The 23819-nt window shown below is 65.0% G+C and carries 19 protein-coding genes and 1 tRNA gene; 9 read left to right on the top strand and 11 right to left on the bottom strand.

The window, feature by feature from the left end; translation table 11 throughout:
- Positions 1-16: 16 nt before the first annotated feature.
- Entirely contained in the window at positions 17-982 is a 966-nt protein-coding gene (locus tag FJ967_RS26070) for a trypsin-like peptidase domain-containing protein (RefSeq protein ID WP_140735189.1), read from the bottom strand.
- A 224-nt stretch (positions 983-1206) separates the two neighbouring features.
- Here FJ967_RS26070 and FJ967_RS26065 point away from each other — a divergent pair, with 224 nt between their 5' ends.
- From FJ967_RS26065 to FJ967_RS26055, 3 genes are all read left to right on the top strand, one after another.
- Entirely contained in the window at positions 1207-2079 is an 873-nt protein-coding gene (locus FJ967_RS26065; RefSeq protein ID WP_140735188.1) for a S1C family serine protease, read from the top strand.
- An 8-nt stretch (positions 2080-2087) separates the two neighbouring features.
- A complete protein-coding gene (locus FJ967_RS26060) occupies positions 2088-2714 on the top strand; it encodes a response regulator transcription factor (RefSeq protein WP_140735187.1) in 627 nt (208 codons plus the stop codon).
- A gap of 117 nt (positions 2715-2831) precedes the next feature.
- Positions 2832-3698: an NAD(P)-dependent oxidoreductase gene (locus FJ967_RS26055; protein ID WP_140735186.1), complete on the top strand. Its 867-nt coding sequence runs from the start codon at positions 2832-2834 to the stop codon at positions 3696-3698.
- Positions 3699-3737: 39 nt separating this feature from the next.
- Here FJ967_RS26055 and FJ967_RS26050 read toward each other — a convergent pair whose 3' ends face one another.
- On the bottom strand, positions 3738-4442 hold the full coding sequence (locus FJ967_RS26050; RefSeq protein ID WP_140735184.1) for a class I SAM-dependent methyltransferase: 705 nt from the start codon (positions 4440-4442) through the stop codon (positions 3738-3740).
- An 85-nt stretch (positions 4443-4527) separates the two neighbouring features.
- On the opposite strand from FJ967_RS26050, the gene FJ967_RS26045 reads away from it, so the two are divergent.
- Positions 4528-5304: an AraC family transcriptional regulator gene (locus tag FJ967_RS26045; RefSeq protein WP_140735182.1), complete on the top strand. Its 777-nt coding sequence runs from the start codon at positions 4528-4530 to the stop codon at positions 5302-5304.
- A 31-nt stretch (positions 5305-5335) separates the two neighbouring features.
- On the opposite strand, the gene FJ967_RS26040 is transcribed toward FJ967_RS26045, so the two are convergent.
- Together FJ967_RS26040 and FJ967_RS26035 are read right to left on the bottom strand one after the other, a co-directional pair.
- Positions 5336-5857, bottom strand: a complete 522-nt coding sequence (locus FJ967_RS26040; protein ID WP_140735180.1) for a TIGR00645 family protein — start codon at positions 5855-5857, stop codon at positions 5336-5338.
- Between the two features lie 383 nt (positions 5858-6240).
- On the bottom strand, positions 6241-8478 hold the full coding sequence (locus FJ967_RS26035) for an OmpA family protein (protein WP_140735178.1): 2238 nt from the start codon (positions 8476-8478) through the stop codon (positions 6241-6243).
- Between the two features lie 197 nt (positions 8479-8675).
- Between FJ967_RS26035 and FJ967_RS26030 the strand changes: the two genes are divergently transcribed.
- Together FJ967_RS26030 and FJ967_RS26025 are read left to right on the top strand one after the other, a co-directional pair.
- Positions 8676-9122 (top strand): YcgN family cysteine cluster protein, encoded by a 447-nt coding sequence (locus FJ967_RS26030; protein WP_140735208.1) that lies wholly within the window; start codon positions 8676-8678, stop codon positions 9120-9122.
- 265 nt (positions 9123-9387) lie between these two features.
- Positions 9388-9744 (top strand): hypothetical protein, encoded by a 357-nt coding sequence (locus tag FJ967_RS26025; RefSeq protein WP_140735176.1) that lies wholly within the window; start codon positions 9388-9390, stop codon positions 9742-9744.
- Positions 9745-9988: 244 nt separating this feature from the next.
- Here the strand turns inward: FJ967_RS26025 and FJ967_RS26020 are convergent, their stop codons facing one another.
- Entirely contained in the window at positions 9989-10699 is a 711-nt protein-coding gene (locus FJ967_RS26020; protein ID WP_140735174.1) for an SIMPL domain-containing protein, read from the bottom strand.
- Positions 10700-10834: 135 nt separating this feature from the next.
- Here FJ967_RS26020 and FJ967_RS26015 point away from each other — a divergent pair.
- A tRNA-Ile gene (locus FJ967_RS26015) sits at positions 10835-10910 on the top strand.
- 125 nt (positions 10911-11035) lie between these two features.
- Here the strand turns inward: FJ967_RS26015 and FJ967_RS26010 are convergent.
- Positions 11036-15400: an autotransporter domain-containing protein gene (locus FJ967_RS26010; RefSeq protein WP_181176144.1), complete on the bottom strand. Its 4365-nt coding sequence runs from the start codon at positions 15398-15400 to the stop codon at positions 11036-11038.
- A gap of 299 nt (positions 15401-15699) precedes the next feature.
- On the opposite strand from FJ967_RS26010, the gene FJ967_RS26005 reads away from it, so the two are divergent.
- Positions 15700-16668 (top strand): helix-turn-helix transcriptional regulator, encoded by a 969-nt coding sequence (locus FJ967_RS26005; protein WP_140735170.1) that lies wholly within the window; start codon positions 15700-15702, stop codon positions 16666-16668.
- Positions 16669-16722: 54 nt separating this feature from the next.
- Here the strand turns inward: FJ967_RS26005 and FJ967_RS26000 are convergent, their stop codons facing one another.
- The 4 genes from FJ967_RS26000 to FJ967_RS25985 all read right to left on the bottom strand — a co-directional run bounded on the left by FJ967_RS26000 (position 16723) and on the right by FJ967_RS25985 (position 21692).
- A complete protein-coding gene (locus FJ967_RS26000; RefSeq protein ID WP_140735168.1) occupies positions 16723-17421 on the bottom strand; it encodes an ABC transporter ATP-binding protein in 699 nt (232 codons plus the stop codon).
- Entirely contained in the window at positions 17418-19259 is a 1842-nt protein-coding gene (locus FJ967_RS25995) for a branched-chain amino acid ABC transporter ATP-binding protein/permease (protein ID WP_140735166.1), read from the bottom strand. The genes FJ967_RS26000 and FJ967_RS25995 overlap by 4 nt, the downstream gene beginning before the upstream one ends.
- Before the next feature lie 11 nt (positions 19260-19270).
- Positions 19271-20146, bottom strand: a complete 876-nt coding sequence (locus FJ967_RS25990) for a branched-chain amino acid ABC transporter permease (protein ID WP_140735164.1) — start codon at positions 20144-20146, stop codon at positions 19271-19273.
- Positions 20147-20339: 193 nt separating this feature from the next.
- On the bottom strand, positions 20340-21692 hold the full coding sequence (locus tag FJ967_RS25985; protein WP_140735162.1) for a substrate-binding protein: 1353 nt from the start codon (positions 21690-21692) through the stop codon (positions 20340-20342).
- 228 nt (positions 21693-21920) lie between these two features.
- On the opposite strand from FJ967_RS25985, the gene FJ967_RS25980 reads away from it, so the two are divergent.
- Positions 21921-22655: a Crp/Fnr family transcriptional regulator gene (locus FJ967_RS25980; RefSeq protein WP_140735160.1), complete on the top strand. Its 735-nt coding sequence runs from the start codon at positions 21921-21923 to the stop codon at positions 22653-22655.
- A gap of 3 nt (positions 22656-22658) precedes the next feature.
- Here the strand turns inward: FJ967_RS25980 and FJ967_RS25975 are convergent, their stop codons facing one another.
- The gene (locus FJ967_RS25975; protein WP_140735158.1) at positions 22659-23798 is read right to left on the bottom strand and encodes an alpha-hydroxy acid oxidase; all 1140 of its coding nucleotides are present in this window, start codon (positions 23796-23798) and stop codon (positions 22659-22661) included.
- Positions 23799-23819: the final 21 nt, after the last annotated feature.

Genomic DNA, 23819 nt, shown 5'->3' with positions numbered 1-23819 from the left:
GTCCGCCCTTCTCAGGTCAACTCGCCCGTGCCACCGGCGTAACCGCCACCTGGCTGACGCCGGTGCGGCGTACCACGGTGCAGAGCGTCTCGCGGCCGATGCGCTCGGCGTCGAGCATGCGCACGAGATCGTCGACGCCGGTGACCGGGCGTCCGTCTATCGCCGCGATGATGTCGCCTTCCTTGAGGCCAGCCTTGGCCGCCGGGCCGCCCTTCTCGACACTGCGCAGGCGCACCGCCGTGCTGGTCGATACCTGCGACAAGAGAGCGGCGCGGCGCGGCAGATTGGTGGTGTCGGCGGAGACGCCGATGAAGGCGCGCCGCACGCGGCCAAAGCGGATGATCTCGGAAATGACGAACCTGGCGGTGTTGGAGGCGACCGCGAAGGCGATGCCTTGCGCGCCATGGATCATGGCGGTGTTGACACCGATGACTTCGCCCGCTGACGACACCAGCGGCCCGCCCGAATTGCCGGGGTTCAGCGCGGCATCGGTCTGGATGACGTCGTCGATCAGCCGGCCGGTCGAAGCGCGCATCGAACGGCCGAGCGCGGAGACGACGCCCGAAGTGACGGTCCATTCGAAGCCGAGCGGGTTGCCGATGGCGATCGCGATCTGACCGCGCCTGAGCCGCTTGGAATCGCCGAGCGGCGCCACGTCGGCAAAGCTGCCGTCGGCGCGCACCAGCGCAATGTCGGTGTCGGGATCGCGGCCGAGCACGCGGCCCTCGCTCGAGGCGCCGTCCGGCATCGAGACGCGCACTGTCCTGGCGTCACCTACGACATGGAAGTTGGTGACCACAAGCCCATCCGGCGCGATGACGAAACCCGAACCATGACCGCCCTGGCCGCCAACGCGCTCGATGCGGCAGACGGCCGGCCCGATGCGGTCGACGGCATCCGCGACCGTCGTCGAGTAGGTGTCGAGCAGCAAGCCGTCGGCCAGCGCTTCATCGGTTTCAAATTTCTGGGCGGCAAGGGCCATGGACGGGCTCCTATTGTCAGGCGCAACGATGCGTTTCTCGTGTATGTGCCGTCATCCCGAACTGGTGAGCACTTTTGGCCGGCACGCACTATATGTGCGGAGCGGCGCGAACCGCCGCGACCTGACCAGATGGCCAGTCAAGTCAGCAACTAGCCGTCAGGCGAGTACCTGCAAGCGCGCCGTCGAGCGATATCTGGGACATGAGAGAAACCCAGGAGACCCATATGAGCGACTTCAATCCAAGCGCGTTTTCAGACGCCATTGCCGATCTGGCCGCGAAGGCGGCTCTCGCGACGGCGAGCTTCGCCACCCATCATCACCGCACCGTAAGCGCCTTCCATTGGCGTGACGGCTATTTCGTCACCGCCGAGGAGGCCGTCGAGGCCGGCGAGGAGATCGAACTGACGCTGGCCTCAGGCGAGACGGCGAAGGCCGAACTCGTCGGCCGTGATCCTTCGACGGGCGTGGCCCTCCTGAAGCCGGCGGATGCGGCCGCCGCGCCTGTCCTTGCCAGGGCCGATGCCGTGCGGCCGGGCAACATCGCCATCGCCGTCGGCAGCAGCGAGGGTTCGTTGCTGGCGGTGTCGGGCTCGGTCGGCGAGGTCGGCCCGGCCTGGCGCTCGATGCGCGGCGGCACGATCGACCGGCGCATCAACCTGGCCGTCGGCGCCGGCGGCCGCTTCGAGGGCGGTCCGGTGCTGGACGCGAAGGGCGCGCTGATCGGCATGCTTTTGTTCGGGCCGCGCGGGCGCGCGCTGGTCATGCCCTACGAGACGATCGAGCGGGCGGCGGCGACACTGCGCGAAAAAGGCCATGTCGCGCGCGGCTATCTCGGCGCCGGCCTGCATCCGGTGCGCGACCGCGACGCCAAGGGCGCGATGGTGATGAGCCTCGACGACAATGGCCCGGCCAAGGCCGCCGGCCTGTCGCTCGGCGACATCATCGTGGCCTGGAACGGCGAGGCCGTGCATGGCCCGCGCGATCTGATCCGCAGGCTCGGACCCGACAGCGCCGGCGCTTCGGTGACGCTTGGCGTCGTGCGCGGCGGCGAAAAGCGCGACGTGCAACTTACCGTCGGCGAGAAGCCGCTCTCCTGAGAGGAATGATGGACATATCGGCCAGCGATCGCATCATGAGTGACAGCACCACCGCGCGGCGGCTGGTGGTGCTGATCGCGCTTGGCGACGCGGCGCGCGCCGAACAGCTTGCAGCCTCTCTCGCCGCCAGCGAGGATCTGTTGCCGGTCGTGGCCGGTCCGGCCGATGTGGCCGTCGTCGACGACAGGAGCAGCGATGCCGTGCCGGCCTCGACGCCGCGGGTGCTGCTGTCGGGCCGCGCCGAGGGCGAGCGGCCAGCCGGCGAAGTCCTCGCCGTCATGGCCGCCGGCGCTGATGATCTGCTCATCGCATCGGCGGTGCGGCTGGCGGCGGTGGGTTATCGGATTTCCGCCGGTGTGCGCGCCAGCCCGCAGGATTTCCGCGGCGGTGAAAGCGAGCCGCTGGAAGAGGAAGCTTCCGACGAGCATGCCGCTCATCCGGCGCTGTCGCCACGCGAGGCGGAAGTGCTGGCGCTGCTGGCCGAAGGCGCGCCCAACAAGGTGATCGCGCGGCGGCTCAATATTTCCGTACACACGGCGAAGTTCCATGTCGCCGCGATCCTGATCAAGCTCGGCGCGGCGAACCGGACAGATGCCATCGCGATCGCCATGCGGCAGGGGCTGGTGCTGGTTTAGGAACCCAAGTTCTGTGAGACCCTCCGCAGCGTCACCATAACTTCGCGCCAGAAGCTCTTGTATCCCGCTGCGGCGCGCGCAAGGATCGCGCAACGAGACAATTCACGCGGAGGAAAAATGTCGCTCAAGGGAAAGACGCTGTTCATCTCCGGCGGGTCGCGCGGCATTGGGCTGGCGATCGCGCTGCGGGCGGCGCGCGACGGCGCCAATGTGACGATCGCCGCCAAGACCGCCGAGCCGCATCCGAAGTTGCCGGGCACGATCTACACGGCGGCCGAGGAGATCGAGCAGGCCGGCGGCAAGGCGCTGCCCATGTTGTGCGACATTCGCGAGGAGACGCAGGTCGCGGAGGCGGTTGCAAAGACGGTGGAAAAATTCGGCGGCATCGACATCTGCGTCAACAATGCCAGCGCCATCCAGCTCACCGGCACGCTGGAAACCGACATGAAGCGCTACGACCTGATGCATCAGATCAACACGCGCGGCACCTTCCTGGTGTCCAAAATGTGCATTCCGCACCTGAAGTTGGCTGAGAATGCTCACATTCTGAATCTGGCGCCGCCGCTCGACATGAAGGCCAAATGGTTCAAGAACCACGTCGCCTACACCATGGCCAAATTCGGCATGTCGATGTGCACGCTGGGGATGAGCGCCGAGTTCGCCAAGGACGGCGTCGCGGTCAATTCGCTGTGGCCGATCTCGACCATCGACACGGCGGCGGTGCGCAATCTGCTGGGTGGAGCGACGGTTGCCGCGATGAGCCGTTCGCCCGACATCATGGCGGATGCCGCGCATGCCATCTTCATGCGTCCGTCGCGCGAGGCGACAGGCAATTTCTACATCGATGAAGAGGTGCTGCGCGCGGAGGGCGTCAGCGACTTTTCCATTTACGCACCCGGCGCCACCGGCCCGCTGGCCGGCGACTTTTTCGTGCCGGACGAGGTGTTCGCCAATTCCGACACCAAGATCAGGACAGCTTTCTGACGCGGCCGCGAAGACGCGTCCGGCGCGTCGTCGCCCGTATCACTTTCGGAATGCGATCCAGGCACCCCAGAACAGGCTTGAGAAAAAGCGCTGCGGCCTTGTAAAGCCGGACTGCGAAAGCAGGGCGAAGACGGCATCTTCCGATTGCGGCGGGTCGGCTCCTTGCAGGATTTTGCCAAGCTTTGCCTCGATCTCGGAAGGGGTCGCTCCGTTCATTCGCCAACGCTGAGCCCAGGCCGCCATCATCAGCGGCTGCGAAGCGTAGGCATGGTGATTGCCAGCCAGGACAAGCGGACCGTCCTTTTTCACACGCCTGGCGATGTCGCCGAGGATTGTCTGCTTGGCTTCGTGGCCGGGCAGATGATGCAGGACGCCGATCAGCGTCGCGGCATCGAAGCCCCCGTCCTCGGGCAGGTCCGACACGGTCCCCAACACCGTCTCAGTCCGATCCATGAGCCCGGCGGCCTCGATGCGCGATGTCGCCAAATCCAGCATCGGCTTCGACGGGTCCACGGCGACGAAGGTCCAGAACGGTTCCAGCCTTGCGGCAGTGATGATCTCGCGTGCGGTGCCGCCGGCGCCCGCGATAAGTATGCGTGAGCTCGATTCGGTGCCGAGCGACGCCGCGAGCATGCAGGCGGCGAGCTCATGGCAGGCATCATAGCCGGCAAGCGCGATCCTGCTTTGGGTTTCGTATTCGGCGGCCCGCGACGGGTCGAACTTGGCGGCGGCATCGACTGACATGGCGGTCCAACTCTGATGTGTCAGGGGTAGCTCTATCAAGGAACGTCACTTTGGCATAATCTCGATCACGATTACCGGGTGTTGCATGATCGAGAATCTGATTTCTGGACGAAAGCATGATCGGCTGACGGCCTTCATGCAGGCGTTTGGCCTGCGGGCCGTGGTGACCGACCGGCTGGAGGCAGACGCCAACCTCTTCCTGGTCAGCCGAGAAGAAGAAGCCGACGCCTCGTACGTCGTCTTCCGTGCCGCGGGAGGCGCTCCCAGCGACCCGACGTTTTCCGTCCTGGTGGCGGCCAGGATCGATTTTGGCGGGATCGACAATCCGCTTGTCGGGGCCTTGCCCGAGGAACTGGTGTTGGCGTTGGCCGAGCACCCGCGGATGCGGGGTCTTGCCGACGCCTTGATGATGGAGACCGAGAACGCCAGTTGCGGTGGACGCACCGTCCAGGAACGCCTGTGCGAAATCATCGTGGTCCTGGCGGTGCGGCGCGCGATAGACATGGGGCGCGTCGGCGCGGGACTTCTGGCCGGCCTTGCCCATCCGACCCTGCACCCATGCCTTGTGGCCGTCCATGACAGGCCGGCTTTTGGCTGGCGCACCGAGACGCTCGCCCAATTGGCGGGACTGTCCCGCGGCCACTTCATCGCGCAATTCACCGGGGTCGTCGGGACGACGCCCGCTGCCTATGTGACGGCCTGGCGGCTTGCGCTGGGCCGTGCCGAAATCGCTGCCGGCCACAGCGTCAAAGCCGTCGCACACAGGGTTGGTTTCGGCAGCGCGGCGGCGTTTTCCCGAGCCTTTTCCCGCAGCTACGGCTATCCGCCCGCGGAGACGCCCAAAGCCAGATCGCCGCGATGATCCTAGCCAACCCGCCGGGCCAATGCTGGCCTCACTCCTCGTCCTTCTTGCCTTTGCTCAGGCCCATGAGGCGGTCGATATAGGCCAGCATCAGCGCCGAGACGACGAAGGCGAGGTGGATGATGGTCAGCCACATCAACTGGTCCGTCGAATAGGAGGACGAGTTGAGGAACACCTGCAACAGGTGGATGGAGGAGATGGCCACGATGGTCGAGGCGACCTTGACCTTCAGCGAGCCGACATCGATCGTGCCCAGCCAGTGCACGCCGCCGTCGCTATCCTGGGCGTCGAAGCGGCTGACGAAATTCTCGTAGCCCGAGATGATGACCATCACTACCAGCGAGGCGACAAGGGCTGCATCGATCAGGCCGAGCATCTTCAAGATGGTGTCGGTGTCGCCAAGCAGGAACACCGTGGTGATGAACTCGTAGAGCTTCTTGCCGAACGACAGCGCGTAGACCGCCAGCGCGAGGCCGAGCCCGATATAGAAGACGACCAGCAGCCAGCGCGAGGCCAGGATGATCGATTCGATGGCGAGTTCGAGACGCTTCATGGGGCCGGTTCCGCTTGGTTCTCTTGTCCGTCGGGGCGTATTTCGGTCACCCGGCGACAGTTTGCAAGACAAAATCAGAAGCAAAAAACCCCGCCGGAGAGGGGACCCGGCGGGGCTCAATGCGTCCCGCTGGAGTCGGGACGGGGCAGGGAACGCCCAGTCCTGAATCTGGGGTAGGCGGCCTCGCGATTCAATGAGCGGGACGGCCTGGCTGGACAATTCTTGTTGAATTGGGTGGTCATGCGGGGCCGGACCCATCCCGGCGAACCGGAATGGGCCTTTCTTGCCGATCTGATTCCAGAGGCCGCCTCAAGCCTCTGGAAAAACAGACATTTGACGGGCCATGGTCTTTTGGGAAAGGCGGTTTCCTTTCCGGTTCATGGTCAGTTGTTGCTGGCAACCGGCGCCACCAGCGAGGTGATGCGGCGGATGGCGACGCGCCGGTTCTCGCGGTTGGGCGCGGAGGTGTTTACCTTCAGATACTCCTCGCCATAGCCCTGCGTCGTCAGGTTCTCCGGCGGAATGCCAAAGGCATTGGTCAGCGCCTCGGCGACCGCTTCGGCGCGACGATCCGACAGGGCAAGGTTCGCCTCGGGTGCGCCGACCGCGTCGGTATGGCCTTCGATGAGGAAGGTCTCGGCCGGGTTCTTCTTCAACAGCTTCTCCATGGCATCGGCGACGCCTTCGAGCTTCTGCACCTCGGTGTCGGAGATCGAGGAGGAACCGAATTCGAAGTTCAGCGTGTCGAGATCGACGCGGCGTGCGATGTCGCGCACGCGGGCCGAGCGCTTGACCTCGTCGATCGAATAGAGGCGCTGGACCTTTTCCACCGGCGGCTGTTCGAGGAAGGTGTAGTAGTCGTCGGGGCTTTCGACATCCTCCGAATCCAGGATGTAGTCGCGACGCGGGATGGTCAGCCGCATCGGCGGCAGGTCGTCGCCGGGATCGCGCCAGTCGCCATCGTCCTGATAGCTGCGCTCGTCGACATAGCTCAGCACATATTCGCGGCCATCGGAGCCGATGCGCGAGCGCTGGATGACATCGCCGTAGCGGTTGCGGATGGTGACGATCTGGACGCCATTGCCGCGCTCGACGGTTTCGCGGGTGCGGCCCTGCGGCAGGTCTTCGTAGTAGACATCCTTGGCGCCACGGTTCATGCGCGGTCCGTCATTGCTCTGGACGATCGTCTGGCCGCCGAGCTGGATGATGACGCGGTCGCCGATCTCCTTGAGCACGTCGACGCCCTTGGGCCGGCGGCGGTCACGGATGTTCTCGTCGGGGGCGCGATCGAGGCGTTTGCCCTTCTCCTGCGTCACCGGGACGATCTTTTCCGGCTTGATCGCTTCCTGGGCGGCCTTGTCGTCGGTGGGAGGCGGACCCTGATCGACGGGTGCCACGACCGGCTTCTGGCCCTGGTCTCCGCCCTGCTGGGCATTCTGCCCGCCATTCTGCTGCCCGTCATTTTGTTGCTCGCCGTTCTGCTGGCCGTTCTTGTCGCCATGCTTGCGGCCGCCGCCCTTGCGTTCGGCATCCTTCTGGCTGTCGAGGATCGGGGCGGCATTCTTGTCGGCGGGTGCTTCGCCCTGGACAGGGTTTTCGCCCTGCACAGGCGCCGCCTTGCCGCCGTTAGCTGGCTGCTCTCCCGTCGCCGGCTGTTCGCCGGTGGCGGGCTGCTTGCCGGTGGCGGGCTGTTCGCCGTTTGCGGGCTGTTCGCCATTCGCCGGTTGTTCGCCAGCCGGTTTCCTGCCGTGCTTCTTGGTCTTGTCCTGGGACTGCTCGCCCTGGACCGCCGGCTGTTCGCCGGCGGGGGCCGGTTCAACCTTCGGCGTTGCTTCGCCGGCGGGTGCCTCCTTCGGCGTCGGAGCGGTCTCCGGCACCGCGGCGGGCGCCTCTTTCTGCTGGTCCTGCTTGTGCTTCCTGCCGGGTTTGGCCGGCTGGTTGTCATTGGCAGGGGCCGCCTCGCCGGCGGGCGCCTGTTCGGTCTGCTGCTGCTTGTCGCGCTTCTTTTTGCGCGGCTGCTGTTCGTCTGTTGCTGGCGCCGCCTCGCCGGCGGGCGCCTGTTCGGTCTGCTGCTGGTCGCGCTTCTTCCTGCGCGGCTGCTGCTCGTCTGTTGCTGGCGCCGCCTCGCCGGCGGGTGCCTGCTCGGTCTGCTGCTGCTGATCGCGCTTCTTCTTGCGCGGCTGCTGCTCGTCGGTCGCGGGGGCGGCCTCGCCGGCCGGGGCCTGTTCGGTCTGCTGCTGCTGCTGCTCGCGCTTCTTCCTGCGCGGCTGCTGCTCCTCGGTGGCGGGGGCGGCCTCTCCGGCCGGGGCCTGTTCGGCCTGCTGCTGCTGGTCGCGTTTCTTCCTGCGCGGCTGCTGCTCTTCGGTGGCCGGTGCCGGCTGCTCTGCGGCGGGGGCGGCCTCCGTTTGCTGCTGCTGCTCGCGCTTCTTCCGGCGCGGCTGTTCCTGATCGCTCTGTCCCTGGTCGGTGGGCGTATCCTGCGCCAGGATGATCAGCGGTGTCGCGTCGCGTTGCATGGGGCCGAACGCGGCCGTTCCCTGCAGCGGGGATGCGCCTAACGGCGCGGATGCCATTAGCAGGCCAAGGGCGGTGCCTGCCAGAATCCGTGGTTGGCGTTTCATCGAAATTCTCCTTGTGGGGTCCCATCCTTGCCGAAACCGCTTCTAACGAAATTGGTTCCAGCTGCCCATGGTTAGGAGCCGTACGGGGCGATTGGCCGGCCTTTTGAAGGCAAATTCGTGTCATTCGGCCGGGTTGCCGCCCCATTCCGGCTGTTGTCGCGCTTGACCTGGGCGGCGGCTGGGGCCACATGCCGGAAATGGAAACGCCGTTCTGGAAAACCAAGACGCTGGAAGCAATGAGTCCCACGGAGTGGGAATCGCTCTGCGACGGCTGCGGCAAATGCTGCCTGTCGAAGCTCGAGGACGAGGATACCGGTGAAATCTACTGGACCAGCGTCGGCTGCCGGCTGTTCGACGCCAGGAACTGCCGCTGTGCCGACTATGCCAACAGGCTGGCGCGCGTTCCCGATTGTGTCGGGCTGACGCCGCAGAATGTGCGCACCATCAGCTGGCTGCCCAGCACTTGCGCCTACCGGCTGGTGGCCAAGGGGCGCGATCTCTATTGGTGGCACCACCTGGTCTCGGGCAGTGCCCAGACCGTGCACGAGGCCGGCATTTCGATGCGTGGCCGCGTCAAGGCGAGCGAGACCGATCTGGCCGAGCCGGAAGATTACTTCGACTATATGCTCGACGACGAGCCTTGATGCGCGGGGATATCGTCCGCTGTTGGTGACCAAATCGCTCGTTGCCGGGAACCGGGCGAAGGGGCAAGGCGTTTGGCGCGATATTGTTTGATACCGGCGGGGATTTGACCGGGTTAGAGATTTGCAAATGCCGGCGATTTGCCCGCCGGCGCCACATGAACCGCAGATGAACGGCGAGTTCGTAAATAGTTCAGACAGGCCAGTGCATTCTCCCGCTATCGGTTTCACGAGGACGGGCGCCAGCCCGCAACAAGGAGAGAGAACCATGTACACCACCATCAAGACGGCTGCGCTTTCGGCCCTGGTCGGCCTCGGCACGCTGGCGGCCATTCCCGCCCATGCCGACAGCCTCTACCTTGGCTTCGGCAACAACCAGGATCCGCGCTTCGGCGTCTATGCCGGCGACGACGGCTATCGCCACCGCCGGGACGAGCGCCGCGACGATTGGCGCCGTGGCTGCTCGCCGGACCGCGCGCTGGACAAGGCCGAGCGCATGGGCCTGCACCGTGCCCGCATCGTCGATGTCAACCGCCGCGTGGTCAAGGTGATGGGCCGTCAGTATGGCGACCGGGTGGTCATCGTGTTCGCCAACGAGCGCGGTTGCCCGATCATCAACCGCTGAGGCGTTCTTCTGCGAGGATCGGCCGGTGCAGATCGGTAGCGGCATAATCCTCTGCGATGACTAGCTTGGAGACTCGATCTTCCGAGAAGATCGGTCTGGAGTAGTGAGCCCCTGTCTTGTCGACGGGTGCGGCTCGAAAAAACCCCGCGGGATCGATCCCGCGGGGTTTTTCATGTGTGCCGGATGGCGATCGATGGCCGGCAGGGCCGGCCATCGTCTTCAGGCGCTTACTTCGGTTCGCCAATCATTTGAGTTCGAAGGTCACGGTGACCTGGACATTGTAGGCGTTCTCGCCGGCCTGCACGGGGGCCGCGCCGGCGGCTGCGTCGAACGCCTTGGCGTTGATCGGCATCGGTGCCGGCCTGATGTTCTGATCGGTGATCTCGAGCACCCTGCCGAGGCTGACCCCGGCCGCCTCGGCCAGCGTCTTGGCCTTGGCCATGGCGTCGGCCACGGCCTTCTTGCGGGCCTCGGTGACGGTGGCCGCCGGATTGTCGTTGGTGAAGGCGATGCCGCCACCCTGGTTGACGCCGAGGGACACCGCCTTGTCGAGGATCTCGCCTGTCTTGTCGACGTCGCGCACGCGCACCGAGAGCGTGTTGGTGACCTGATAGGCGACGAGTTCGGCCTCCTGGCTGCCGTCCGGCTTGTTGGTGTAATTGTAGCGCGGGTTGATCTGGATGCCCGCGGTCTGCAGGTCGCGATCCTTGATGCCGGCGGCCTTCATGGCGGCGATCACGGCGGCCATCGCATCATTGTTGGCGTCGAGCGCGGCGCGCGCCGTCTTGGCTTCGCGCATGACGCTGAGCGTCAGGACGGCAAGGTCCGGGGCCACGGTTGCTTCACCCTCGCCGGACACGATGATGCGCGGCGGCGTCGGCAGATCGGTGGCTCCAGCCATCGCCGGAAAAGCGATTGCAGCGGCGAGCGCGAGGGGCAAAAGATGTCTGGTCATGAAAATCTCCTTGGTCCGCGATCAAAGTCGCAGGCGTCGCGTAGAGCGCGATTATGGGATGATTTGGGCGATCTGCGAAAGCCAGCCGGTAAAGCCTTGTGCCGCGATGCGAAAGACATTAATCCAGCCCGCGTGGGGCCTGTAGCTCAATGGTTAGAGCCGGCGGCTCATAACCGCTTGGTTGGGGGTTCGAGTCCCTCCGGGCCCACCATTATTGTCCGCCATTTAGGCGCGTTCTCCGTGGATTAGCCGGCGTGTGAGCGGCAAGGCTTGGCCGGGATCGCCAGTCCCGGCCATGGAGGCGGCCGTCCTTTCGCCGGGACCGCACGCGTGATCTCAGAATTTTGCGTCGAAGGTGGCCTTGACCGACTGGTCGGACAGGCCTGACCCGTACTGGCCGTCATAGGTCACATCGAGTTCGGCGTCGGGGCCCAGGGCGAGGTCGAAGCCTGCCTCGACTTCGGCCGTGTCGCGGGCGGTCGGAACGCCTGCGATCGTGAAAGGATCGCCGCCGGCGGCAAAGCGCATCGTCGAGAGCGGCGTGACGTCGCCGAAGGCGTGACGCCAGCCCAGCGTGCCCTTTGCCGTCACCGTCGCGCCATTCACATCGAAGCTGGTCGAGGCGTGCAGGCCGAGCGTCGTGAGTGTCGCATCGGTCGTCGCCTCCTCGACGGTCAGCGCGGCAGCGCCGCCCTTCTCGGCAAAACCGTCGGTGTGGGCGCTCACATAAGCGAGGTTGGCAAAGGGCTCGAGCCGGGCGTCGCCAGTGGCGATGCCGTAGCCGACTTCGCCGAAGACCTGCGCCGTGCCGGCGTCGTAGTCGGCCTTCAGACTGTCGCTGAAGCCCGGGAAGGCCACGTCGCGGTTCGTCGCGACGTCGTGCCAGGCGTAGGCGGCGCCCGAGCGGAAGGCAAGATTGCCCCAGTTCGTGCCGGCATAAAGGCCGAGATGGTAGGTGTCCGCCGAAGCCGAGGAGTGGCGATCGTCAACGTCGAAGCTGGTGTTGGCGTAGCCGGCCACGACGCCGAAGCGCCAGCTGTCGAAGATCGGCGCATCCGCGCCCATCAGGAAGCCGCCGGTCGAGCGGTCGAGGCGCGCGGCATTGCCGTCGCTGTTCCAATGGCCCCAGGACCCGAAGGCCTGGCCCCAGACGGCGAAGCGGTCGGTCGTGGCGGGTGCAAGTTGCGGGGCGCCATCGGCATAGGCCATGACCGGCATGGACGAGGCGCCGACGCTGTCGAAGGCCGCACGGATGCGATCCTCGACGGTGTCGCGGATGAAGCGGCTGTCCTCCAGCATGGCGGTGTGGAGCGATGGGTGAATCTCGCCGGAGAGCTGGTCGAAGGCATAGCGCGCCTGATCGGCCGAGAGGTTCAGCACCGCATCGTAAATCGGGTCGCTGGCCCCCAGGCTTTCGACGCCGCCGGCGGTAGCGATCTGGTTCGGGGTCAAGCCGACATTCTGGAAGCCGATGTCGTTGCGTGTCATCGTCAGATAGACGTCGTTGGCATCATAGCTGAGCGACGGGTTGAGGAAGGCGAGGTTCGAGGTTACGGTGTCGAACTGGCCGTTGCGGCCGCCATTGGCGGCAAGGATCGTGTACTGCGTCTGCGGCGCATAATTCCCGGCGCCGGCCAACACCTTCACCGAGCCGCCATTGATGGTGGCCGCACCCGTCGCCGCGATCTTGTCGGACTGCCCGGCATCGTCCACTTCGACCTCATAGATCGAACCCGGATTGAAGGCGATGCCGCCGGTCACGTTCAACGTGCCGATCGAACCGCCCGGCGCGACTGTGCCGTCGACGACGGTGTCGCCGACCGTGCCGGAGCCTGCAAGCCTGGCGCCCGTCTGGACATCGACGGAGCCGCCCAGCGTCCCGTCGACGCGCAGGGCCCCTTTGATGACATTCGTCAGGCCGCTGAAGCTGCTGCTGTCGCCGGTCAGCGTCGTCGTGCCGGTGCCGATCTGGCTGATCGCGCCGGTTCCCGAGATCACGCCCGCGAAACTGAAATCATCCGAGCGGTAGAAACCCAGCACGCCGGCATCCGCGACGTTCCCCGCAATCGATCCGCTGGTCCCGCCATCACCGATGGCGAGGGCTGCGCCGCCCGAGATGATCGTGCCGCCGGTGTAGTTGTTGTCGGCGGTCACCGCCACGAGGCCGGCGACAAGCTGCACCGAACCGGAACCAGTGATCGCGCCGGTGAAAACCAACTCGTCCGAACGGACAAACGCAAGTTCCCCGTTGTCGGTGACGTCGCCTGTGATCGACCCGGTGGTGCCGCCATTGCCGAGTGCCAGCGAGGCGCCGCTGGCGATCGTGGTGCCGCCGGTATAGCTGCTGTCGGCGGTCAACGAAACGCCGCCCGCGATCAGATTCACCGAACCCGAACCGGTGATGGTGCCCGCGAAAGTCAGGTCGTCGGAACGGTCGAAGGCAAGCACGCCATTGTCGGCGACGTCGCCGGCGATCGACCCGCTGGTGCCACCATTGCCGATCTGGAGCGTGCCGGCGCCGATGATGGTGCCGCCGGTGTAGCTGTTTTCGCCGGTCAGGATCAGCGTGCCGAGGTCGTCCTTGACCAGGCCGCTGGCGCCGGTGAGTTCGGAGCCGATGGTGGCGCTGTAACCGGCGCCGGCCGCCGTTCCGTCGCCGACGCGGATGGTGGTGTTGCCGCCGGCGCCGGCGAGCGTGACCGGATCGCCCGAGACGGTCCACCCCGCGCCGATGAACTGCATGCCGGTCGTCGCGATCGCCCCCGCGGAGCTATCGACCGTCACCGTGCCCGGATTGGTCTGGAACACCGCGAACTGGCCGCCCCAGGCGCTGGCGGTCGCACCGTTGGCGTCGGTCCAGTTCGTCGGTCCGGCGATCCAGGTGCCGTTGCCGCCGTGGATGGTGCCGTCGGCCGTCGTTGTCGAGCCGTTCCAGAACTGCGTGTCGTTGACCGAGACGACTAGGTTGACCTGGTTCGCCACGGAGGTCTGCACAGCGCCGTTGTTGCCCGCGGGCATCATGCCGACATTGAGGCCGTTGTCGGTGAGCGCGCCGGTATAGTCGATGATACGATAGACACCCTGGCCGAAACCGCCGGCATCGGCGACGTTGAGCGCGCCGTCGAGCGTGAGGTTGCCGTTGACCTTGAACAGGCCGGTGGTGTTGCCCGCCGTACCGAGTGAGACGTTGACGTTCGAGGCGGAGGCGAGCGTGAGATTGCCGGTGGTCAACGTCTGGCCCTGAACGCCGGCGAGCGTGCCGCCATTGGCGACGGAAACGGCGCCCACGGTGCCGGAGCCGGCAAGCGTGCCGCCGGACTGGACGGCGACCGAACCGCCAAGCTTTCCATCGACCGTCAGGCGCCCGCCGGTAACATTGGCAGCGCCGGTGAAGCCGCTGGAGTTGGCGGTCAGGATTGTGTTGCCGGCAATCTGGTTGATGGTGCCGAGGCCCTGGATCTTCGGAGCGAAGCTATAAGCAGGATCGGAATGCTTGAAGTTGATCGTGCCGGTGCCGGCGCCGAACGACACGGTGCCGGCATTCAGCGTGCCCGTGGCCACCGGCGCCTGGATGGCGGGCGCGCCGATGTCCAGCGTGCCGGTCGAGCCCGCGAGATCCGCGATGATCACGGAGCCGCCCACGTTGACCGCAGCGCCGTCCTGTACGATCAGAGTTCCGGTGCCGCCATAGCCGACGAAGAGGTCGTGGGTCGTGGTCCAGGCCGAGCCTGCGCCGCTGACAATCACCGCTGCGTTGCCGATCGCGCGCTCAGCCAGATAGCCGTTGTCGCTCGCGACTTTACCGCCATTGGTAACGCTTAGGAGCGCGGTGCCGTACCCGGCAACAGTCAAGTCCGAGCCATTCGTCCACGTCGATCCGGAGCCATCGACCTTGACCGTGCCAACCGCCCCGTTGGAGGCGGCCAGAGCGCCTCGCAAGGTGTTGGCCACCTTGGCGCCATTGGTGATCGTCAGCGAGCCCACCCCGCCGGTTGAGCTTTCACTGCCGCCGACGACCATGCCCGTGCTGCTGGTCCAGGAGGAGCCGGCGCCGTCAACGGTGACAGTACCCGTTGCACCGCCGAGCCAGCCAACGCCACCGTCGCTGCTGGTCACCACGCCCCCGTTGCTGATGGTCAGCGTGCCAGTGCCTTGATCTCCGACGAGAAGAACGTCGCCGTTGATCCATTTCGAGCCAGCGCCATCAACGGTCACGGTGCCGGTCGCGTTGGGCCCAAAGCCAATAAGTCCTTTGGCGTTGTGAACTTGGCCACCATTCTGGATGGTCAGCGTGCCGGTGGCGGCGAATCCGGCATAGAGATCGTTGACAATGGTCCATTGCGAGCCTGCCCCAGTCACCGTCACCGTGCCCGTCGAACCGGGGTTTACGCCCACTCTGCCGGCAGTGCTGCCAACCGTTCCTCCGGTCTGGATGGTAAGCTGGCCCTTGGCGAGGACGCCCACATCGAGGGTACCGGTCTGTGCGCCGGGCGCACCGACGACCGTAGGATTCGGAGAGATCCTGTCGATGTTCGTGAGGACCGCGCCTGGGACGCCGGCCGTCCAGTTGGACGCATTGAACCAGTTGGAGGAGGTCGTACCGGTCCAGTCCGTCGCCATGGCAGGAGACATCGGCAAGAGAAACAAGGCGGTGCCGCCAAGCAACGCCCGCGCGCGAATTGCGCACGCTCTATTTTTCATCGAATTCCCCCGGTCTTTCATGCTACGGGCAGCGCCCGCATCCGTGGCGGAATCTACAGGCTCGGCGCATGCGGTCTTGGGCAGGGGCGCGCTCAATCTTTGGCTGAAGCGCAGTCGGCATCGTTTGCCGATGCGTGTGGTCTTTCGGCAACCCACCCCAGGGTTGATTGAGTTGCTGCGCAGTTTCTTGTGCTGGAGCGCATAGCTGCGTCAGTTTGACGCACAAATCGCGTCCGTCTCCCGAGCGACGGCAATGCGGGACTCCAATAACCTGCACCAACTCAACAAATTGTCGTGCAATGACCCCGAAATATCAGCCGGTTCGATTGTCGACGGACGACATTCCCGAGAAGCATCGCGATGAGATGATCCGCGACTTCTACGGGAAAATCGCGATGCGCATGGAGGTCGCGCCGATCTCCGATGAACCAATCTGGATCGATGCCTACACGCATTCCTTGCCAGGCATAATGGTTTCTCTTGGAAGCTTTTCAGCCGTTTCGGGCGAGCGCACGAGTGAATTGCTCTCCGACGGCAATGACGATATCTTCATTTCCGTTGCCGCCGATGGCTTCATCGCTTCGCGCAACGGCAACGAGGCGTTGCGGACGACCTCGTCGGAGGCGGTGCTGACCTCGCTGTCGTCCCGCATTCGCTTCATGTCCCCGCGCACCTCTCTCAGGACCGTGCAGATCAAGCGCGGGCTCGTCGCTCCGCTGTCGGACGCGATCGACGACCCGCCGATACGCGCGCTTTCGCTGAGCCGGCCCGAGGTGCGATTGCTGTTCCACTATGTCGACGGACTGGCGGACCTCGACCTGTCGTCGCCGCAGGTCAAGCAGACCGTTGCAACGCATCTCACAGACCTGGTCTCGCTCGCCATAGGCGCGACGCGCGAGGCCGCGGAAATCGCACAATTGCGCGGCCTGCGCGCCGCGCGGGTGCGCGAAGTGCTCTCCGAGATCAAAGCGGGTTACGCGAACCCGGCCTTCTCCGTTACCGACATAGCGCGCAAGCTAAGGCTATCGCCTCGCTATGTGCAGGACCTGTTGCACGAAACCGGCACAAGTCTCAGCGCCCGCATCCTGGAATTTCGCCTGCAGAAGGCGCATGCGATGCTGGTCGACCGCCGCAACCTCAGTCTGCGCGTCAGCGAAATCGCCCTCACATCCGGTTTCAGCGATATTTCTTATTTCAACCAATGCTTCCGCCGCCGCTACGGCCTGACGCCGTCGGATATCCGCGCTGCCAGTCACATGAGCGGGTAGCGCTGGGCCCTCGGCGGTTGCGACAACCTGTCGGTAGCGGAAATTCCGGCGGCCTTAGACGCCGAGATAGCGCTGCAGCAGTTCCGGCTGCTGCTTCAGCTCCGCAGCCGGGCCCTCATGCGCGATGTGGCCGTTGTTGATGATATAGACCCGGCTGGCGAGCGCCAGCGTCGCGGCGAGGTTCTGCTCCACCAACACCATGGTCTGTCCGGCCTGTGCCAGTTCGCGGCAGGCACGCACGAGGTCGTGCACGATGACGGGGGCAAGCCCTTCGAAGGGCTCGTCGAGCAGCACGATTTTCGGATCGCGCACCAAAGCGCGCGCGATCGCCAGCATCTGCTGCTCGCCGCCGGACAGGTCGGTGCCGCGGCTGCCGCGCCGCTCCTTCAGCCGTGGGAACATGGCGTAGATACGTTCCAGCGGCCATTTGTTCTGCGCGGTCAACCCGGCGAGAATGATGTTTTCTTCGACGCTCAGGCTGCCGAAGATGCGGCGGTTCTCGTGCACGAGCTGCATCCCGCGCCTGGCGATGCTGTGCGCCTTCTTGCCGGCGAGTTCCTCGCCGTCCAGTTTGACGCTGCCGGCGCGCGGCGTCACCACGCCCATCAGGCTCTTCAGCGTCGTCGATTTGCCCGCGCCGTTGCGGCCGAGCAGCGCCACCACCTCGTTCTTCTCGACCTTCAATGCGACATCGAACAGGATGTGGCTGTCGCCATAGTAGCTGTTCAGTCCGCTGACCTCGAGCAGGCTCATGCCATCTCTCCATGCACGCCGCCGAGATAGGCTTCCTGCACCTTTGCGTTGGTCTTGATCTCGGCCGGCGTGCCTTCCACCAGCACCTTGCCCTCCTGCAGCACGGTCACCTTGCCGACCAGTTCGAACAAGGCATCCATGTCGTGGTCGATGATGATCATGGTGCGGCCGCGCGCGATCGCCTTGAGCAGCGCCACGGTTTCGACGCGCTCGCGCGGGCTCATGCCGGCGAGCGGTTCGTCGAGCAGAAGCAGGCTGGGGGAGGTGGCCAGCGCCAGTCCGATCTCCAGCCGGCGCTTTTCGCCATAGGCGAGCTCCGAAACGGGGACGTCCAGTCGCGCCGTCAGGTTGACCAGCGCCGCCGTGCGCTCGACCTGTTCGCCGAGACCGGGAACGCCGTGAAGACCCTTGAACAGATCGAGCCTGAACTTGCCGCGGGTCTCGCCCAGCGCCGCGATCGTCAGATTGCGGCGCACGGTCAGCCGGTCGAACAGCTGGTTGATCTGGTAGCTCTTGGTCAGGCCGAACTGGCACACGTCGGTGACGCTCTTGCCGGTGATGTCGCGGCCCTCGAACATGATCGTGCCTGACGTCGGCGCGATCTCGCAGGTCAGCATTTTGAAGAAGGTGGTTTTGCCCGCGCCGTTCGGCCCGATGATGCCGCGCATCTCGCCATGGTCGACGGAAAAGTCGATGTCGCTGTTGGCGGCAAGGCCGCCATAGCGCTTGGTCAGGCCACTCGCTTGCAGGATCGGTCCGGAGGTCGCCGCGTCGCCGCGTCGCCGCGCCGGCATCGGCTCAATCGCTGCCGGGTCGAACGCGGCTGCCGCCGTATCGACCCGCTCGGCCGGTCGAGCGTTCTTGCCGGCTTTCGCAACCAGCCGGTACAGGTCGACGATGGCGCCGACGATGCCGTGCCGCAGGAATACCACGAGAAGCACGAAGACGATGCCGAGCACCAGCTTCCAGGTTGCGCCAAGATGCAGCGTGTTCTGGAAGAAGTCGCTGAGATAGAGCCACACCGTGGCGCCGACCAAAGGCCCGAACAGCGTGCCGGTGCCGCCGATCGCGGTCTGCATGACGAGTTGGCCGGAGGTGTCGAACATGAAGGCGTCCGGCGGCATGAAACCCTGCATGGTGCCAAGCAGGCCGCCGGCGAAACCGGCATAGATCGCCGCCACGACGAAGGCGGTCAGCTTGTAGCCGTGGATGTCGTGACCGAGTGCCGCGGCGCGCAGCGGATTGTCGCGGATGGCCGAAAGGATCGCGCCGACGGGTGAGCGAACTATACGCAGCGCGGCGGCGATGCCGATGAAGTACCAGAAGGCCAGGAAGATATACATCGTCCAGTCGGTGTTGAATTTCAGCACCGTGAAGCCGAGATTGAACTCCGGCGTCGGCACGCCGGGAAGGCCGTTCTCGCCGCCGGTATAGGCCGAGAGGGGGTTGAATTCGACGAAGAAGAACACCTCGGCGATCGCCACCGTGATCATGGCGAAATAGATGCCGGTGCGCCGCAACGCGATCAGGCCGATAAGATAGCCGACGGCGCCGGCCACGACCGCACCGAGTATGATGGCGACCATGACGTAGTCGAAACCCGCCTCGGTGAGCAGGTAGGCGGCAAACATGCCGCCGGTGCCGTAGAAGGCGGACTGGCCGAAGGACAACAGCCCGGTGTAGCCGAACAGGATGTCGAAGCCGAGGCCGAACAGACCCCAGATCAGGATGCGGTTCATGGTGCTCGGCGAAAAGCCGAGATGGGGCAGGACGAATGGCGCCAGGATCAGCGCCAGGGCGGTGATCAGCTCGGCCAGATAGGGGCGTTTCATCTGCATGACGGGCACCCCTATTCGCGACCGGCCTGGCCGAACAGCCCGTGTGGGCGCAGCACCAGAACCAAGGTCATCGCCACGAACAGCATGATGTAGGAGTAACCCGGGTTGAACATCGAGGTGATCGATATGATCTCGCCGGCGATGAGGCCGCCGATGACGGCGCCGGGGAAAGAGCCGACGCCGCCGATGACCACGACCACGAAGGTCTGCACAAGGATCGCCTCGCCGACATCGGGTGCGATCGATACGACGGGCGCGTTGACGATGCCGGCGAAGCCCGCCGCCATGGCGCCGATGCCGAACACCAGCATGAAGACCTTGTAGACATCGATGCCGAGCGAATCGACCATCCCCGAATCCTCGATGCCGGCGCGCACGATCATGCCGATGCGGGTGCGGTAGAGAACGAAATAGAGGATCAGCAGCGCCACGGCGACGATGCCGAGCAGGGCCAGCCGGTAGGTCGGGTAGATCATGAAGCCGAGATTGGTGATGCCGACCAGCGGCCCCGGCGGCGGCACAGTCTGCGACAGGGAGCCGAAGAAAAAGCGCACCGCCTCGACGAAAACGATGCCGAGGCCAAAGGTGACGAGAAGCTGGTCCTCATATGGCCTGGTATAGAAATGGCGGATGATCAGCCGCTCCATCACGATGCCGACGACCATGACGAACAGCGAGCCGGCGGCGACCGCGGCAAGATAGGAGCCGGTATAGCTATAGGCGAGCCAGCCGGCATAGCCGCCCAGCATGAACATCGCGCCATGCGCCAGGTTCAGCACGCCCAGCGTGCCGTAGATGATTGTCAGGCCCGACGAGATCAGCGCCAGCAATGCGCCCAGCACCAGCCCGTTGAAGCATTGTGAAATGAAGTTGGCCCAGTTTATCACGCTGCCGTCCGCATTGAGGTTGAGGTAAATCCGTGTTGCCCGTCACTGCCATCATGGCAGTGAATCGGCGAACTTTCGACAGCCCATCGCCATCGATGGATTGTCGGTGCACCCTGCCTCGGAACGGCTGTCCGGTCACAGGAAGAGCCTTCTCCACCCCTAGGGGCGGAGAAGGCTCGGGAGAGGGTCAGGGTCAGGTGTAGTCGCCGAGCTGGCAGCCGAAAGCGTCGGGCTTCTGCATCAGGCCTTCGCCCGGGACGACTTCGAGCACCTCCCAGAAGTCCTCGTCGTTCTTCATGTCCTTCTTGGCCTTGCCGCGAACGATGACGACGGGACGGATGCACTGATGGTCTTCAGGCCGGTAATGGACATCGCCGAGCAGGGAGGGAATGGTCTCGCCCTTCTCATATTGCTTGATGACATCAGGCGGATAGAAGCTGCCTGCTTCGGAGACCATGCGCGCCCAGTGGGCGAAGCTGACATAGCTGTTCTCGGCGCCCCATTCGGGCCGATATCCGAACTTGGTCTGGAACGCCTCGACGAACTGCTTGGCCAGCGGATACTGGTCTTCCTGCGTCCACCAGAAATCGGTGGCCGCGAAGACGCCCTCGGTGATCTCGGGACCGACTTCCTTGGCCAGGAACGGGATCTGGTAGGGGATGACGAGCTTCATGTTGGGCAGGAGGCCGAACTGCTTGGCCTGCTGCGACGACAGCACCGCGTCGCGGCCCCAATTGACGTTGATGAGGAATTCGGCGCCGGAATTGGCGATGTTGGTGAGATACTGGCTGAAGTCCTGGGTACCGAGCGGGGACACCTGGTTGGTCACCATCTCCCAGCCGCCCTCCGAGGTCAGGTAGTCGTTCACCGACTTGGTCACGGTGTGGCCGTAAGTGTAGTCCGGCGTCATGAACGCCGCCTTCTTGCCCTTGCCGAACTGCTTCAGGAGCACCGGGCCGATTGCCGCGGCGGAGGTCTGGCCGAAAAGGTTCTGGCGGAAGCCATAGCGGACGCAGTCCTTGCCGGTCGTGTCGTTCGAACCGGAAATGCCCGCTACATAGAGGACCTTCTCGCGCTGGGCGAATTTGTTCAGCGCAACCGCGACCGCCGACGACGTCGAGCCGGTCATCAGGATAATCTTGTTCTGATTGATGTAATTCTGCTCGACCTCGACGGCCTGATTGGGCTTGGCAGCGCTGTCGGCGGACACCAGCTCCACCTTCTTGCCGAGCAGCCCTTTTTCGACCTTCGGCGCCAGCGCCTTCATCAGCTCGTGGCCATTGTTGATGTGCTCGACCGCGAGCTGCCAGCCCTTGAGCTCATCGGCTCCCTGCAACGCATAGGCGCCGGTGAGCGGCACCGCGGCGCCGATATAGACGGTGTCGCCTGCCGACCCGGCCGGCCAGGTGCCGATCGCGGGCTTGTCGTCGGCCGCGAAGGCGGAAAAACTGAAAGCGGGCAGCATGGCGCCGCCCAGCAAACCGGCACCGGCGTGCAGCACGGTACGGCGCGATATGGTGGCGGCCTGTCGATCGTCGAGCGGCATTGTGTTCCTCCTGAACCTTGAAGCCTTCCAAGGCTCTCGTTGTTGTTCCCAGATTGCGAGACCGGCTTGTTCAAGCGAGACGGTAAAAACACACCTGCCTGCATGGGGCATTCGCAGCGGCGGGGGCGGGGTAGTCAATACAACTTTCGTTTGATGATTCTCTTCATTAATCTGGATTAATAGTCCTGTAGAAGTTTCGCCGCAGATCACGAGCCTTAGGATCCTGGCATGCCGCTGACCGGCCACCCCGTCGTGACCCGATTGACACGCGCGATGAAGTTGAATTCGGCCGACATCGAAAACCTCGCGGCAATCTTCGAGCGCGATCTTTCGATCCGCAAGCGGGAGGAACTCGTCGTTCACGGTTCGGAGTTCCGGAGCCTGTGCTTCGTCAAGGACGGCTACGCGATCCGCTACAGGCTGCTTCGCAGCGGCAAGCGGCAGATCCTGAAGCTCATCCTGCCCGGCGACGTCATCGGGTTTCCGGTCAGCTTCTTCGACCGGTCGAGCGGCGCGGTCGTTGCCGTGAGCGAACTGACATACGCCGTCTGTCCGTTCGATGCCTATGTGCGTCTATGCTATGAGCAGCCGCAATTCGGCCTGGTCTTGAGTTGGATCGCCGCCCAGGAGGCGGCGACCTATGCCGAACAGATCGTCAATCTGGGCCGGCGCACCCCGATTGAAAGGCTGGCGCATCTCCTGCTCGAGATTCACGCGCGTCTCTTCGAGGTCGGGCGCGCGGGCGAGGCAAGTTTCGAACTGCCGTTTTCGCAGGAAATCATGGCGGACGCGCTTGGCTTGAGCGTGCCTCACCTCAATCGTGTCATTCAGCAATTGCGCGCCGAGCAGCTCATCACCAGCAGTTCCCGCTTCATCGAACTGACCGATCTTTCGGGCCTGCGAAGGCTGGCGCAGTACGAGCCGATGGCGCTCATTTCGATCCCGCTGCCGGGCCATTTCTAGCGATCATGCGATCAGGTCGGGACCAATCCGGCTGAACGCCGGCGTGCCCGCGAGTTTCAGCCCGTTGGCGATTTCTTCCAGCAGTATTTCGAGCACCCTGGTCACGCCGGCCTCTCCGGCGACGGCGCCGAACAGGGCAGCCCGGCCGATCGCGGCCGCGCGCGCGCCGCTTGCCCCGGCCTTGATGACGTCCATGCCGGTGCGGATGCCGGAATCGATCAGGATCGGCACGTCGGCGCCCAGCGCATGGCGGATCGCCGGCAAGGCGTCGATGCTCGATATGGCGCCGTCGAGCTGGCGGCCGCCATGGTTGGACAGCCAGATGCCGTCGGCGCTCGCCGCCACGAGGCTTGCGGCGTCGCCGGCATGCAGCACGCCCTTGACCACGAGCCGGCCTTTCCACCAGTCGCGGATGCGGCGAAAATCGTCCCAGTCGAAGCCGGCATGAAGGTTGGCGCCGACGCGCGCGGCGATGGTCAGTCCGGCGCTGGTGTCGCCGAGATAGCCACGCACATTCTCGAATTGCGGCAGCCCGCCGCGCAGCAGGCGCAGCGACCAAGCGGGGTGCAGGATGCCTTCGAGGAGGTGGCGAGCCGAGGGGCGCAGCGGGATCGAGATGCCGTTGCGCAGGTCCTTCTCGCGCTTTCCACCGGCCTGCAGGTCGACGGTCACCACCAGCGTCGAATAGCCGGCTTCCTGCGCCCGCTGCACCAGCTGCCTGTTGAAGTCGAAATCCTTGAGCACGTAGAGCTGGAACCAGAGCGGGCCCTCGACGGCCTTAGCCATGCGCTCGATGCCGGTCGTCGACATGGTGGAGAGCGTGTAGGGGATGCCGCGCGCCGCCGCTGCCCTTGCAATGGCGATGTCGGCCCCAGGCCTGACCAGCGCGCAGGACCCCATCGGGCTGATCACCAGCGGCGTCGCGAAACTTTGCGACCATAGCGACGTGGACAGATCCGGCCGCGACACGTCGGTCAGCACGCGCGGTATCAGCCGGATGCGCTCGAAGTCGGCGCGGTTGGCCGCGAGGGTCAGCTCCTGTCCGGCGCCGCCGTCGACGAATTCGAAGATCGATCCGGGCAGGCGGCGGCGGGCGAGCTGGCGAAAATCCTCGACCGAAACCAGGCGATCGACCGATCCCATCTCAGATCGAGCCCGTCAGCC

This window comes from Mesorhizobium sp. B2-3-4 (assembly GCF_006442315.1).
Taxonomy (GTDB): Bacteria; Pseudomonadota; Alphaproteobacteria; order Rhizobiales; family Rhizobiaceae; genus Mesorhizobium.
This window is presented reverse-complemented; position numbering and strand designations above follow the sequence as displayed.

Coding starts and splice junctions, on each gene's coding strand:
- FJ967_RS26070 (WP_140735189.1), bottom strand. CDS start 982: ATGGCCCTTGCCGCCCAGAAATTTGAAACCGATGAAGCGCTGGCCGAC.
- FJ967_RS26065 (WP_140735188.1), top strand. CDS start 1,207: ATGAGCGACTTCAATCCAAGCGCGTTTTCAGACGCCATTGCCGATCTG.
- FJ967_RS26060 (WP_140735187.1), top strand. CDS start 2,088: ATGGACATATCGGCCAGCGATCGCATCATGAGTGACAGCACCACCGCG.
- FJ967_RS26055 (WP_140735186.1), top strand. CDS start 2,832: ATGTCGCTCAAGGGAAAGACGCTGTTCATCTCCGGCGGGTCGCGCGGC.
- FJ967_RS26050 (WP_140735184.1), bottom strand. CDS start 4,442: ATGTCAGTCGATGCCGCCGCCAAGTTCGACCCGTCGCGGGCCGCCGAA.
- FJ967_RS26045 (WP_140735182.1), top strand. CDS start 4,528: ATGATCGAGAATCTGATTTCTGGACGAAAGCATGATCGGCTGACGGCC.
- FJ967_RS26040 (WP_140735180.1), bottom strand. CDS start 5,857: ATGAAGCGTCTCGAACTCGCCATCGAATCGATCATCCTGGCCTCGCGC.
- FJ967_RS26035 (WP_140735178.1), bottom strand. CDS start 8,478: ATGAAACGCCAACCACGGATTCTGGCAGGCACCGCCCTTGGCCTGCTA.
- FJ967_RS26030 (WP_140735208.1), top strand. CDS start 8,676: ATGGAAACGCCGTTCTGGAAAACCAAGACGCTGGAAGCAATGAGTCCC.
- FJ967_RS26025 (WP_140735176.1), top strand. CDS start 9,388: ATGTACACCACCATCAAGACGGCTGCGCTTTCGGCCCTGGTCGGCCTC.
- FJ967_RS26020 (WP_140735174.1), bottom strand. CDS start 10,699: ATGACCAGACATCTTTTGCCCCTCGCGCTCGCCGCTGCAATCGCTTTT.
- FJ967_RS26010 (WP_181176144.1), bottom strand. CDS start 15,400: ATGAAAAATAGAGCGTGCGCAATTCGCGCGCGGGCGTTGCTTGGCGGC.
- FJ967_RS26005 (WP_140735170.1), top strand. CDS start 15,700: ATGACCCCGAAATATCAGCCGGTTCGATTGTCGACGGACGACATTCCC.
- FJ967_RS26000 (WP_140735168.1), bottom strand. CDS start 17,421: ATGAGCCTGCTCGAGGTCAGCGGACTGAACAGCTACTATGGCGACAGC.
- FJ967_RS25995 (WP_140735166.1), bottom strand. CDS start 19,259: ATGCAGATGAAACGCCCCTATCTGGCCGAGCTGATCACCGCCCTGGCG.
- FJ967_RS25985 (WP_140735162.1), bottom strand. CDS start 21,692: ATGCCGCTCGACGATCGACAGGCCGCCACCATATCGCGCCGTACCGTG.
- FJ967_RS25980 (WP_140735160.1), top strand. CDS start 21,921: ATGCCGCTGACCGGCCACCCCGTCGTGACCCGATTGACACGCGCGATG.
- FJ967_RS25975 (WP_140735158.1), bottom strand. CDS start 23,798: ATGGGATCGGTCGATCGCCTGGTTTCGGTCGAGGATTTTCGCCAGCTC.